The organism is Parahaliea aestuarii (genome assembly GCF_008064635.1).
Lineage (GTDB): Bacteria > Pseudomonadota > Gammaproteobacteria > Pseudomonadales > Halieaceae > Parahaliea > Parahaliea aestuarii.
In genome coordinates this window covers 513,420-526,238 of the sequence record NZ_VRYZ01000001.1, presented here as the reverse complement: position 1 = coordinate 526,238, position 12,819 = coordinate 513,420, and the positions used below count along the sequence as shown (strand labels likewise).

Sequence of the window (12,819 nt, the reverse complement as noted above, 5' to 3'; positions counted from 1 at the left end):
GCTGCCGGAAGGTTGATTCTGTGTGCAAAGAAATTATCGGCCGCGGCGGCCCAAACTTTAGCCCCGACAGCTACTTGCCGCCGCGCTGCAACTGGGCCACCAGCTGCTCCGCCAGGCCCAGGCCCTTGCCCGCCAGATGCTGCGACAGCTGCTGGTCGAACAGGCCTTCAACAAAGCGGGTTTGGGAACTGTCGAGGAGTTCCGAGCGGGGGGTGGCGTCGCGCATGCCCTGCAGCATCTGGTGCAGGAACAGGGCTTCAAACTGCTGCGCCGCACCCTGCAGGCCGGCGTCGTGATCGCGTCGGCCAGCCTGCTTGAGTTTTTCCAGGCCGGCGACATCCAGGGCAAACTGCTGGTCGGAAATGGCAGTCGGGGGCATCAGATAATCTCCAGTTCGGCGCGCAGAGAGCCGGCCGCTTTCAGGGCTTCGAGGATGGACATGAGGTCCGCCGGCGTGGCACCCAGCGCGTTGAGGGCGTCCACCACTTCCAGCAGGTTGGCCCCTTCCACCGTGCGCAGGGTGCCGGATTGCTGTTCGAGACGAATATCGCTATCGGGCACCACCACTGTTTCGCCACCGCCAAAGGGCGCCGGCTGGCTGACGCCGTAATTGGTGTCGATCACCACCGACAGGTTGCCGTGGGCGACAGCCGCCGGGCGCAGGGTTACGCGGCCGTTCAGCACCACCGCGCCACTGCGGGAGTTGAGGACGACTTTTGCTGCGCCCTGCACCGGATTGACTTCCAGGTGCTCGATGCTCGCCATAAAGCCGACCCGCTGGGTCGGATCGACCGGCCCGCGCAGCTTGATCGCCCGCGAGTCCAGCGCGGTGGCCGTGCCGGGGCCGAAACTCATATTGATGGCCTGCACCACACGCTGGGCGGTACCGAAGTCGGCATCACGCAGGCGCAGTTCGAGGCTGCCGCCCTCGCCGCTGAAGACCGAGGCCACTTCGCGCTCGACTGTGGCGCCGGCACTGATCCGCCCCGAGGCCTGCTGGTTGATCTGCACGCTGCTGCCGCCCGCTTCCGCGCCGGCGCCGCCCACCAGCAGGTTGCCCTGGGCCATGGCATAGGTGGCGCCATCCGCTCCCTTCAGGGGCGTCATCAACAGGGTGCCTCCGCGCAGGCTGCGGGCGTTGCCGATGGAGGACACCACCACATCCAGTTGCTGGCCCGGGCGGGCGAAGGCCGGCAGGCGGGCGGTCACCATCACCGCGGCGATATTGCGCAGCTGCATGTTGGTGCCGGCCGGTACATTAATACCCAACTGCGACAGCATATTGGCCAGGCTCTGGGTGGTGAACGGCGTCTGCATGGTCTGGTCGCCGCTGCCGTCGAGGCCGACCACCAGGCCGTAACCGACCAGCGCGTTCTCGCGCACCCCGGCAAAATCCGCCAGCTCCCTCAATTGCTCCGCCTTCACAGGCAGACACAGCAGTAACAGGCAAAGGCCCAGTCTGGCCAACAGTTTCACGCTAAACCTCCGGGCCTAGAGCGGCGAGATATTGAGGAAGAAGCGCTGCAGCCAACCCATGCTCTGCGCCTCGTTGATATAACCGTCGCCGTAGTACTCGATGCGCGCCTCCGCCACCTGGGTGGAGGACACAGTATTGGCGCTGGTCACGGTGTAGGGATCGACGATGCCGGAAAAGCGGATGAACTCGGTGCCCTGGTTGATAGCGATCTGCTTCTCGCCACGCACCAGCAGGTTGCCGTTGGACATCACATCCACCACCATCACCGTGAGGGTGCCGGTGAAGGTATTGTTGGCGCGGGAGCCGCCACCGCCGTTGAATTCATTGTCGCCGGACAGGTCGAAGCCGTATTCAATCAGGTCTTCCAGCCCCTTGGGCACGCCCTCGGGTGCAAAACTGGTGACGCCGTTGCGATTGGCGTTGCTCTGTGAGTTCTTGCTGGCGCTGACTTCCTCGTCCAGCACAATGGTGATGACATCCCCGGTCATGCGCGGGCGGCGATCCTCGAACAGCGGGCGGTAACCGGCGTGAGCCTGGAAGATGGCGCCGTCGCCACGGGTCCGGGGCGGTTCCGGCATCTGCAGGGGTTCCACCTCCGGCACCACGCTGGAACGCGGCAACTGGGCGCAACCGCCCGCCAGCAGTGCCAGTACAACTACCAGATATCGAATCGGGCTCATCACCACTCTCCGCCTCAGAGCTGGGCCAGGCGCGCCAGCATCTCGTCGGAGGTCTGTACGGCCTTGCTGTTGAGTTCGTAGGCGCGCTGGGTCTGGATCATGTTGACCATCTCCTCCACCACGTTCACATTGGAGGTCTCCGCATAGGACTGGTACAACACCCCCGCCCCGTTCAGGCCCGGCAGGCTCTCGGTGCGCAGTCCGGAGGATTGCGTTTCCAGATAGAGATTCTCACCCACGCTTTCCAGTCCGGTTGGATTGACAAAAGTGGAAATGGTGAGCTGGCCCACCTGGTTGTTGAGGCTGGAACCGGGTTCAGTCACCGATACGATACCGTCGCGCCCGATGGTGATGGACAGGGCGTTCTCGGGAATGATGATGACCGGCTCCAGCGGATAGCCACTGGAAGTGACCATCTGCCCGTTCTGGTCCAGCTGGAAGCTGCCGTCGCGGGTGTAGGCGGTAGTGCCGTCGGGCATCATCACCTGGAAGAAACCCCGGCCGTTGATGGCCAGGTCCCGCGAGTTGCCGGTGTTTTCCAGGTTGCCCTGGGTGTGCAGGCGCTCGGTGGCGACCGGACGCACCCCGGTGCCCACCTGCATACCGGACGGCAGGGTGTTCTGCACATCGTTCTGGGCGCCCGGCTGGCGCAGATTCTGGTACAGCAGGTCCTCGAACACGGCGCGGGACTTCTTGAAGCCATTGGTGCTGACGTTGGCCAGGTTGTTGGCTATCACATCCAGTTTCACCTGCTGTGATTCCAGGCCGGTCTTGGATGTCCACAGGGACTTGATCACGGGGTTTTCCTCCGGTTGCTATGCGACGGCCATCAGCCCTGCAGGGACAGCAGGCTGTTGGCCCGCTGGGCATTGTTGTTGGCGTCGTCGATCACTTTCATCTGCAGTTCAAAGCGGCGGGCGTTGTCGAGCATGGACACCATCGCCTCCACGGCACTGACATTGCTGCCCTCCAGGGCGCCGGATACCAGTCGCGCCTCTTCGTCACGCGGCAGGTTGGTAGCGGTTCCATCCTCCGCCGGCAGGGGCCGGAACAGGCCGTCGTCGCCGCGCAGCAGTTGTCCCGGCGCAGCGGTGGCCAGTTTCAGGCGACCCACCTCGACGATGGCATCCGGCGTTTCGCCGGGGCCAATGGCACTGACGGTACCGTCAGCACCCATCGACAGGCGCGAATCCAGCGGTACCACCATGGGCCCGCCCTCGCCGATCACCGGCAGTCCGCCACTGGTCAGAACGCCGTTGGCGCTGACCTGGAGATCACCGCGACGGGTGTAGGCTTCGCCGCCCGCTGCGTCCTGCACTGCCAGCCAGGCGTCGCCCTTCAGGGCCACGTCCATATCCCGTCCGGTGGCATTGACCGGACCGGCACTGAAATCCGTGCCAGGCGTGGTGGCCACCACCGCGGTGCGTGTGGCCTGCAGGGCGTCGCCCTGTACCGGCACTGCGCGCATGGCCTGCAGCTGCGCCCGAAAGCCAGCAGTGCTGGTGTTGGCCAGGTTGTTGCTGACCACGGCCTGGGCGTCGATGCTCTGCTTGGCGCCGCCCATGGCCGTGTAGAGAATACGATCCATCAGCCCGGGCCCTAGCGCAGGTTGACTGCGTTCTGCAGCACTTCGTCCTGCACCTTGATGGTCTGGGTATTCGCCTGGTAATTGCGCTGGGCGATGATCAGATCCACCAGTTCCTGGGTCAGGTCGACGTTGGAGGACTCCAGCGCGCCGGCCTCGATGTCACCGAAAACACCTGTGCCTGCCAGTCCCAGCAGCTCCTGGCCGGAGGCTCCGGTCATCGCCCAGGCGTTGTCGCCCACCGCCTTCAGGCCTTCCGGGTTGCGAAAATTGGCCAGGGCGATGGTGCCGAGCACCTGGGTCTGTTCGTTGGAATAGGTACCCACCAGGTTGCCGCCCTCATCGATGGCAATACCCACCAGGTTGCCGGCCGCAAAGCCGTCCTGATTGAGGGTATTGAGCGCGAAATCGCCGCCGAACTGGGTGGTGCCGCCAAAGTCGAGATCGAAGTTCAGATCAGCAGCGCCGTTGGTCTGGGGGAAGTTGTAGTTGGCGGTGATGCCGTTAGTCAACGTGCCGTTGCCGTCGAACTCCAGGGTCTGGGGGCCGGTGGGGGCCTGGCCGTCCAGGCCGACAAAGACCTGCCACTGGTTGGGGTTGGCACCGTCCTTGACGAAGTACATGGTCATGGAATGCTGCACACCGAGGGAATCGTAAACGGTGCCGGTGTTGGCGTAGGAATAGGTATCCCCGTCCTGGTAATCAAACAGTGCGGGATCGAGCCCATCTGCCGTGGCATCCAGGTTCAGCGAGCTGTCCACCGCCTGGGTGGCCACCGCCGCCAGGCCGCTGGCAGGAATATTCAACTCCACCGGCTGGCCGCCGGTGCCCTCGCCTGCCGGGTAGCCCATCAGCCGGGCGCCGGTGGCGTTCTCGAGGAAGCCGTCTTTGGTCAGCGTCAGCTGGCCATTGCGGGAGTAGACTGTCTCGTCGTTCTGGGAGAAGCGGAAAAAGCCGTTGCCGCTGATCGCCAGATCGAGATTGCGATTGGTGGTTTCGATATTGCCGTTACTGAAATCCTGCAGGATACCCGCCACCCGGGTGCCGAGACCGGCGCCAGCGCCGGCAAAAACGTCGGCAAACTGTACATTGCCACCTTTGAAGCCAACAGTCTGGGAGTTGGCGATATTGTTGCCCACCACATCGAGGTTGGTGGCGGCGGCGTTGAGGCCGCTAAGTGCCTGGGAAAAGCCCATGGTCCATCTCCTTGCTAGTAAATGAAGCCGATTGAAGAATCGATAAAGCGGTTGATAAAAATCCGGCGCCCGCTGCGAGCGCCCTACAGAATCTGGCGTATCTGGTCGAGGGTCACCGGGTCCGAGACCCCGCCCAGGTCCAGCAAGGGGCCGTCGTCACCCGGGCTGATACCCGACACCAGCGCGTAGTTGAGTACATTGGCGGAAACCGCGCTGCCCTCGTTGCTGGCGCTGACTACCACCCGGTAGCTACCGGCTGGCGCGAGGGTGCCATCGTTCAGGCGCCCGTCCCATTGCAGGGTTTCCATGCCAGCCGACATGGCAACCGGCTGGTACTGGCGGATCACCTCGCCGCTGGCGCTGACAATGCTGATGGCAACCTGGTCGGCGGGGCTGGCGAGCTCCACGCCAATCGGTGTCGACACGCCCTCTTCGCCCACCAGAATCCTGTCGCCCGGCACCAGCACACCCTTGCCGATCAGGCTGGCAGCCTGCAGGGTTTGCCCGGCATCGATCTGCTGGTTGATGGTGGCGAGGGTGTCGTTGAGTTCGGAAATACCGCTCACGGTATTGATCTGGGCCAGCTGCGACGTCATCTCCGCATTTTCCATCGGATTGGTCGGGTCCTGGTTCTGCAGCTGGGTGACCAGCAGGGTCATGAAACTGTCCTGCAGATCCGCCCCGGTACTGGTTTTCACCGCCTGATTACCGTTCAGCGCGGTCAGTGTGCTGCTGTCGATCGTCGTCATCAGCTTTCTCCGAGGGTGAGGGTTTTCAGCAGGAGCTGCTTGCTGGTATTCATGACTTCCACATTCGCCTGGTAGGAACGCGAGGCCGAGATCATGTTGACCATTTCATGGGTGGGGTCCACGTTGGGCATGGCCACGTAGCCCTCGGCATCCGCCAGCGGGTGACCCGGCCGGTATTCCATGCGCAGGGGAGAGTCGTCATCGACCACCGCCGACACGCGCACACCGGCGGCGCCCTGGGGACCCTCGCTTTCGAACATGACCTGCTTGGCGCGGTAGGGCTCGCCGTCGGGTCCTGCCACACTGTCGGCATTGGCGAGATTGCTGGCGGAAACGTTCATGCGCTGACTCTGTGCAGCGAGGGCCGATCCAGAGATTTCAAAAATGTTGAACATCGACATGATCAGGATTCACTCTGCATGGCCGACTTCAGCCCCTGGATTCGGGCATTGGCCAGGGTAAGGGCGCTCTGGTAGCGCACGCTGTTGTCGGCGAAGTGGGTTCGCTCACGGTTCATATCGACCGTGTTGCCGTCGAGGCTGGGCTGGTCGGGGACACGGTAGAGCAGGTTACTTGCGCTGCCGGCACTGCCGCCGGCGGCAATATGGCCCTTGTCTGTCGTCGCCAGGCGCAGGTCGCCACTGCCATCGCTAGCCCGCGACAACTCCGCAGCAAAATCAAAATCGCGCGCTTTGTAGTGCGGCGTGTCGGCGTTGGCAATGTTCGCCGCCAGCACCTGCTGGCGCTGGTGGCGCAAACCCAGGGCCTGCTGATAGAAGTCCAGCGAGGCGGACAGTTTGTCGATCATGTATTCGGCTCCGCGTTGGCAGTGTCGCTCAACATCAAGAATACGCAGGCAGCCCGCAGGCAAAGTCGTAAACAGGCTACTTTTTCAGGGCTATTTCCAAAATTGTTTGTGGCTCCACTGCCTTACACTGTCTTAAGTAGAAGTACCGACTTTATATAGCGATGCGACAAACCAACTCGCAGGAAGTGGCAGCAGCGGAGGCAAACACGTGAACAGACCCTGCAAATACCTGGCGAGCGGCCTGTTGTTCATGCTGGCCAGCTGGCCAGCAGCCAGTGCCGACGACCTCGGCGCCGTGGTACAACGCTTCCTGCTTCAGAAAACGCAGGACCTGGGCGATAGAGTGTCTGTAGAAGTCGATGAACCCAGAGCGCAGTTCGCCGACTGTCGGCAACCCCGGCCCTTCATGCCAGGCAATGGCGCGCGCCGCTGGGGCAAGGTCAGCGTTGGTATCCGCTGTGCCGGCGGTGGTGTGCGCTACCTGCAGGCCCGGGTCAGTGTGCAGGTTCGCTACTGGCAGAGCAGGCGCGACCTGCCGCGCGGCGCGCCGGTCACCCGGGCCGACCTGGAGGCGCGCCAGGGCGACCTGGGCAGGCTGCCCCGCGACACGGTGCGCGATCTCGCCGAGCTGGAACAAAGCGTGACCCGCCGACCGCTGCGCGCCGGCAGCGTGCTGCAGCAGTCACTGCTCACCCGCCCTGCCCTCGTGGAGCGCCAGCAGCTGATTACCGTCGCCGCAGCGGGCACCGGATTCGAAATTGCGCGCCGCGGCCGCGCCCTGGATGCCGGGGGACGTGGCGACAGCATCCGGGTGCGCCTGGACAGCCGGGAGATACTGAATGTAGAGGTCACCGGACCCGGCGCCGCGCGGCTGGCGCCCTGAGACTTTTTTTCTGCCGGCGCCCTAAAGTTCGCCCAGTGGCCGCCGATAACCAAGCAAAGGAGAACCCTTGGAGCATGGAATCTTGAAAATCAACGGCTATACAGCGCCGCAGCAGGCCAACCAGAACAGTGTCAACCGGACCGGCGGGCGCGTCGAAACCAGCGCCGCGGTCAGCGGTGAAGAACCCACTAAGGCCAGCGTCAGCCGCTTCAGCAGCGCGGTGGAAGCCAGCGGCCAGGACATTGACCTGGCCCGGGTAGCCGAGATTCGCCAGGCGATTGCCGACGGCAAGCTGGCCATCGATACCAGCCGGATTGCCGACGGCCTGATCGACAGTGTGCGCGAAATCCTGGACGGCGAAACACCCTAGTGTTACGAGGCAAGCATGAGTCTTGAGCCACACCTGCAGGCCCAGCGCCTGCAACTGGAACAGCTGGTTGCACTACTGCACACCGAGCAGAGCCTGCTGACCCAAAGCCAGGTGGACGGCGCGGCCCTGGACCGGGTGGCCGTCGACAAACAGCAACACCTGGTCTCTCTCGACAGTTTCGAGGCGAGACGCAGGGGGGCACAGACACGCCTGGGCTATCCGGCGGGGCGCGAGGGCGCCATGGCGGCGGCGAACGACGCCGGCTGCCTGCCGCTGTGGCAGAACATCGACCAGCTGGCCAGCGCAGCGAAACAACTGAACCAGACCAATGGCGACCTGATTCAACTGCGGCTGGAAAACAACCAGCGCCTGCTGAATGCGCTGCGGGAGTCTGCGGGCAACAGCCTCTACGGGCCCGACGGGCAGTCCCACCGCAAGCGCCCCAGGGTGGACTCACGCGCATGAGAAACAACGACCCCGAACCGAGATTTCTGGCGCTCGCCAGACAAGGATAATCATGCTCAACGCGCAATCGATACTCTCCGGGGAGAGCCCGCTGGAAGCGCTGCTGGCCTGCCAGCCCGTGCTGTCGCGCAACCAGGATGTGGTGGCTTTCGACCTGCTGCTCGATCACACCACGCCGGGATCGTCTGTCAACGTCCAGGACATCCAGTCCGCGGTGCCGCTGGTGCTGGAGTCCTATGCCCGCATTTTCCAGCAGGGGCGTTTCCTGTCGGTGCCCAGCTTCGTGAAGCTCAGCCCCGCCATGCTGTTTGATGAACAACTTCCGGCACTGCCGCGCAAGCAGTTGATCCTGGAACTGGTAACCGGCAGTGAACCCGCCGGCCCGGAGCTGGCCCAGCGCCTGGCGCGCCTCGCCGCCGAAGGACACCACATCGCCCTGGGGAACTACCGGCCCGGGCGGCCGGATCTCGATGCACTGCTTGCAGCTGTCCATATCGTGCGGGTGAATAGCGCAGAACTGGATGACGGTGAACTGGCCCGGACCGCTGAGCAGTTACGCCAGCGCGGGGTCGACCTTCTGGCCGACGGCGTAGCCAATGCACAGCAATTCGATCGCTGTGTGGAACTCGGGTTTACCTGGTTCCAGGGCAGCTTCCTGAGCGCCGCCACGCCGGTGAAAGGCAAGAAAGTCAGCGGCAACAAGCTCCTGTTACTGGAAATGCTGGCCAAGCTGCAGGACCCGGAGGCCACCGCGGCCAGCCTGGAAGCGCTGGCCATCCGCGACGCCAATCTGACCTTCCGCATCCTCCGCATTGTCAACTCCGCGGCCCAGGGCATCCGGCGCGAAGTCGACACCCTGTCGCAGGCGATCACCATCCTGGGCACTGAGGAAATCAAGCGCTGGGTACACCTGTTCCTGGTAGAGTCTGAACCCGGCAAACCCGAAGCGCTCACCCGCAATATGCTGGTGCGCGCCCGCATGTGCGAAATCCTGGCGGAACTGGACAGCCAGCCGATGCCGGTTCACCACTTTATCGTCGGCCTGCTGTCACAACTCGATGTGCTAATGGATATCGAGATGGGCGAACTGCTGGAGCAACTACCGCTGCGCCAGGAAACCAAACGCGCTCTGCTATCGCGCCAGGGTCCGCTCGGCGACACGCTGGCCGACGTCGAACACTACGAGCAGGGCCATTTTGATCAGTTGTCGCAGCGTTTCGACCCCGCCTTCTACGAAGTTGCCTACCGCCACGCCTGTGCCTGGGCTCGCCAGACACAGGCGGAACTTGGCGATTCGGTGTGAGTGCAGCGCGGTTCGAGCCCAGATGTAGCAGAGCCCGGGTCGCGCAGCCAGTACCTGAAAATTGAACATGCACGCCCAGGTAAAACCACGGCCCTCTGCTTTTGCCAGAGCACTGAGCAAAGCTGGCCTGGCTGCGACCGGAGATCGCCGGGCCGGCACCACTCGGAAAAGCGGCGTCCGGCTGCGCCTGCCGCAACTGGTCGGCCTGGCCACCGCCCTGGGCGGGGCATTCGCCAGTTATCTGTGGATCAGCATCAGTTGCGACCTGTTCCACCAGGAGCAGCGCACTCGTGTGCTGTCCATCACCACCCAGGCGGCACGGCTGATCGAAAGTCGCCTCAACGCCACTCTCGCCCCGGCGGAAACGCTTGCGGTGATCGCCCGCAACAGCAATCAGTTGGAACGCCATTTTAATGTCGTCAGCAACGACCTGCTGCGCAGTAACCCCTATATTGAGCAGCTGTCACTTGCGCCCGGCGGCGTGATCCGGATGATCGCACCGCACGGCGACAACGAGGTATCGCTGGGTTTCAACCCCCTGACCGACAGCGAACAAAGCGCCGAAGGCCAGCTGGCCAAGGCCAATACAGGCACTACGGTTGCGGGCCCGCTGGACCTGATCCAGGGCGGTCGCGGCATCGTCGGCCGCATTCCCGTGTTTCGCCCTGCGCAGCAGGGCGGGGAGCAGTTCTGGGGCTTCTCCAGTGTCACCCTGCGCCTGCCGGCACTGCTCGGCCTGCTGCGGCTGGACAGCCTGTCCGATGCAGGGCTGGACTACCAGCTGTGGCGTGATAACCCGGTGAGCGGCGAGCGCGAAATCATTGCCGCCAGCCGGGAGACGCTGAACGGAGCCCCGGTGGAGCAATCGCTCTACGTACCCAATGCGCGCTGGCAACTGGCGGTCATGCCCCGGGATGGATGGCCCAATCCACCCTGGCTGGCCGGCGCGATTGCGCTGGGTGTGCTGTTCAGCCTGCTCGCCGGCTGCCTGGGCCGCACCTTTGTCGAACTGCGCAGCTACCGCAGTCAGCTCAGCCGCAAGGTGGAGCAGCGCACACGGGAGCTGGACGGCACCCTGGAGCGCTACCACTCCCTGATTACCGCCTCGCAAACCGGACTCTGGGAATACAACATCAACGAGGGCAAACTGGTGTGCCAGGCGGGTTACCTCGATATGCTCGGCTACCAGTGCAGCGACCTGCCCGAGGACAGCCAGGGCAACTGGCTGGAGTTCTGCCGTCACCTCATCCACCCCGATGACATCCAGCGTACCGACAGAGAGGTGAACAGCTATCTGCAGGGCGGCTGCCAGGGGCAACTGGAAGTGCAGTTCCGCATGCGCCATCGCCAGGGGCACTGGGTCTCCATTCTCAGTCGCGGCAGCGCCCTGCGCAGCGCGGCGGGCAGCGGCGGCGTCACGGTTGTCGCCGGCACCCACATCGACATCAGCCACCTGGTCAATACCACGTCGCAACTGAAGCTGGCCCTGCATGTGATGGACAGCACCCGGGAAGGGCTGCTCATCACCGACCCGGAATACCGACTGGTGGCCACCAACCGCGCCTTCCTGGAGATATCCGGTTACAGCGAAGACGAGTGTATCGGCCAGCCCGCGACCATGCTGAGCGAGGGCATGCACACACCGGACTTCCTCCACACCATCATGCAGCGGGTGTCCGAGGACGGCTTCTGGCAGGGGGAGATCTGGGGCCGCCGCAAGAACGGTGAAACTGCGCCCCTGTGGATCAGCATTACCGCTGTGCGCGATGAACACGGCACCCTGTCGCACTACATCGGCGTGGTGAGCGACATCACCCTGCTCAAGCAGAGTCAGGCCGAGGTGCAGCGCCTCGCCTACTTCGACGCCCTTACGGGTCTGCCCAACCGCGCCATGTTGCAGGACCGCTCCGAGTACGCCCTGAAGCTGGCGCGGCAGGGAAAACGACCACTGGCCGTGTTGGTACTGGACCTGGACAACTTCAAGAACATCAACGATTCACTGGGCCAGGACACCGGCGACCGCGTTCTGCAGCAATGTGCCAGCCGCCTGACCGAATCGCTGCGCGACCAGGACGCTTTGTGCCGCCTGGGCGGCGACGAATTCGCCCTGTTGTTGCCCAACACCGACGCCGACACCGCCGCCCACACCGCGCGCCGCCTGCTGGAACGGCTCGGCAGCAGCTTCCGCCTGCTGGACCGGGAGCTGGCGGTAAGCTGCTCCATCGGCATCGCCATGTTCCCCAACGACGGCGACACCCTGAGCCAGCTGCACACCAATGCCGACACCGCCATGTACCGCGCCAAGCAGCAGGGGCGCAACACCTACTGCTTCTACACACCGGAAATGCAGGCGCGCTGCCTGCGCCAGCTCACGGTGGAAAACGCACTGCGCCGCGCCATGGAAAAACAGCAGCTGTCGCTCAACTACCAGGTGCAGCTGCAGGCACAGGACCGGCAGTTGATCGGACTGGAAGCCCTGCTGCGCTGGCGGCATCCGGAACTGGGCCAGGTGCCTCCCGGCGAGTTCATTCCCGTTGCAGAGAGCAGCGGCCTCATTCTGCCCCTGTCAAACTGGGTGCTGCGGGAAGTCTCCCGGCAACTGCGTGCGTGGCTGGACGAGGGGCTGGACGTGCCGCGTATAGCGGTCAACCTGTCCGCCGCCCAGTTCCGCCAGCCGGACCTGCCTGAGCTGGTGCTGAGTGTGCTGGAGGAATTCGCCATCCCCGCGCACTACCTGGAGCTGGAGCTGACCGAAAGCATGGCGATGGAAAACCCCGATCTGGCCGCCCAAACCATCCAGCGCCTGCACCAGGCGGGCATCGGCGTGGCCATCGACGATTTTGGCACCGGCTACTCCTCCATGAGCCAGCTCAAGCACTTCCGTATTTCCACCCTCAAAATTGACCGCAGCTTCGTCAACGACCTGGTCAGCAGCAGCGACGACCAGGCGGTGGTCGGCACCATCCTCAACCTGGCCCGCAGCCTCGACCTGCGCTGTGTTGCCGAGGGTGTGGAAACCCGGGAACAACTGGATTACCTGTGCGAACTGGGGTGTGACCGCGTGCAGGGCTTCTATCTCGGCCGGCCGATGAATGCGGAGCAAACGCGACGCTTTCTGGCCCATCCGGCCACACACTGAGACCTGCATCACAAAACCAACCATCCAGTTATAAAGAGAGATGGTTTTAATGTCGAAAACTTTTACAAAAAGGCCATTGAAGAACAAAGGATCTCAGTTATCGCTCTGTTTTATAAGGGTTTTATAGAATTGGCCTGACTTTTGCTGAAAACGCCGTAGGACCC

The 12,819-nt window shown here is 63.6% G+C and carries 14 protein-coding genes; 5 read left to right on the top strand and 9 right to left on the bottom strand.

Annotated elements, in window-relative coordinates:
- Positions 1-70: 70 nt before the first annotated feature.
- The 9 genes from FVW59_RS02375 to flgB all read right to left on the bottom strand — a co-directional run bounded on the left by FVW59_RS02375 (position 71) and on the right by flgB (position 6,495).
- The gene (locus FVW59_RS02375; protein WP_148062618.1) at positions 71-379 is read right to left on the bottom strand and encodes a rod-binding protein; all 309 of its coding nucleotides are present in this window, start codon (positions 377-379) and stop codon (positions 71-73) included.
- A complete protein-coding gene (locus FVW59_RS02370) occupies positions 379-1,476 on the bottom strand; it encodes a flagellar basal body P-ring protein FlgI (protein ID WP_222711399.1) in 1,098 nt (365 codons plus the stop codon). Before FVW59_RS02370 ends, FVW59_RS02375 begins: the two co-directional genes overlap by 1 nt.
- Before the next feature lie 15 nt (positions 1,477-1,491).
- Positions 1,492-2,157, bottom strand: a complete 666-nt coding sequence (locus tag FVW59_RS02365) for a flagellar basal body L-ring protein FlgH (RefSeq protein WP_148062617.1) — start codon at positions 2,155-2,157, stop codon at positions 1,492-1,494.
- A gap of 14 nt (positions 2,158-2,171) precedes the next feature.
- Entirely contained in the window at positions 2,172-2,954 is a 783-nt protein-coding gene (gene flgG / locus FVW59_RS02360; protein WP_148062616.1) for a flagellar basal-body rod protein FlgG, read from the bottom strand.
- A 32-nt stretch (positions 2,955-2,986) separates the two neighbouring features.
- Positions 2,987-3,745, bottom strand: a complete 759-nt coding sequence (locus FVW59_RS02355) for a flagellar basal body rod protein FlgF (RefSeq protein ID WP_148062615.1) — start codon at positions 3,743-3,745, stop codon at positions 2,987-2,989.
- Positions 3,746-3,756: 11 nt separating this feature from the next.
- Positions 3,757-4,938: a flagellar hook protein FlgE gene (gene flgE / locus FVW59_RS02350; protein WP_148062614.1), complete on the bottom strand. Its 1,182-nt coding sequence runs from the start codon at positions 4,936-4,938 to the stop codon at positions 3,757-3,759.
- A gap of 83 nt (positions 4,939-5,021) precedes the next feature.
- Entirely contained in the window at positions 5,022-5,687 is a 666-nt protein-coding gene (locus FVW59_RS02345) for a flagellar hook assembly protein FlgD (protein WP_148062613.1), read from the bottom strand.
- On the bottom strand, positions 5,687-6,082 hold the full coding sequence (gene flgC, locus FVW59_RS02340) for a flagellar basal body rod protein FlgC (RefSeq protein ID WP_281290169.1): 396 nt from the start codon (positions 6,080-6,082) through the stop codon (positions 5,687-5,689). The genes FVW59_RS02345 and flgC overlap by 1 nt, the downstream gene beginning before the upstream one ends.
- An 8-nt stretch (positions 6,083-6,090) precedes the next feature.
- On the bottom strand, positions 6,091-6,495 hold the full coding sequence (gene flgB, locus FVW59_RS02335) for a flagellar basal body rod protein FlgB (RefSeq protein ID WP_148062611.1): 405 nt from the start codon (positions 6,493-6,495) through the stop codon (positions 6,091-6,093).
- A gap of 208 nt (positions 6,496-6,703) precedes the next feature.
- Here flgB and flgA point away from each other — a divergent pair, with 208 nt between their 5' ends.
- The 5 genes from flgA to FVW59_RS02310 all read left to right on the top strand — a co-directional run bounded on the left by flgA (position 6,704) and on the right by FVW59_RS02310 (position 12,655).
- On the top strand, positions 6,704-7,378 hold the full coding sequence (flgA, locus tag FVW59_RS02330; RefSeq protein ID WP_148062610.1) for a flagellar basal body P-ring formation chaperone FlgA: 675 nt from the start codon (positions 6,704-6,706) through the stop codon (positions 7,376-7,378).
- Between the two features lie 67 nt (positions 7,379-7,445).
- Entirely contained in the window at positions 7,446-7,748 is a 303-nt protein-coding gene (gene flgM / locus FVW59_RS02325; protein ID WP_222711398.1) for a flagellar biosynthesis anti-sigma factor FlgM, read from the top strand.
- 15 nt (positions 7,749-7,763) lie between these two features.
- Positions 7,764-8,213 (top strand): flagella synthesis protein FlgN, encoded by a 450-nt coding sequence (locus FVW59_RS02320; protein WP_148062609.1) that lies wholly within the window; start codon positions 7,764-7,766, stop codon positions 8,211-8,213.
- A 52-nt stretch (positions 8,214-8,265) separates the two neighbouring features.
- Positions 8,266-9,516: an EAL and HDOD domain-containing protein gene (locus FVW59_RS02315; RefSeq protein WP_187275714.1), complete on the top strand. Its 1,251-nt coding sequence runs from the start codon at positions 8,266-8,268 to the stop codon at positions 9,514-9,516.
- Between the two features lie 67 nt (positions 9,517-9,583).
- Positions 9,584-12,655, top strand: a complete 3,072-nt coding sequence (locus tag FVW59_RS02310; protein WP_148062607.1) for a bifunctional diguanylate cyclase/phosphodiesterase — start codon at positions 9,584-9,586, stop codon at positions 12,653-12,655.
- Positions 12,656-12,819 lie beyond the last annotated feature (164 nt).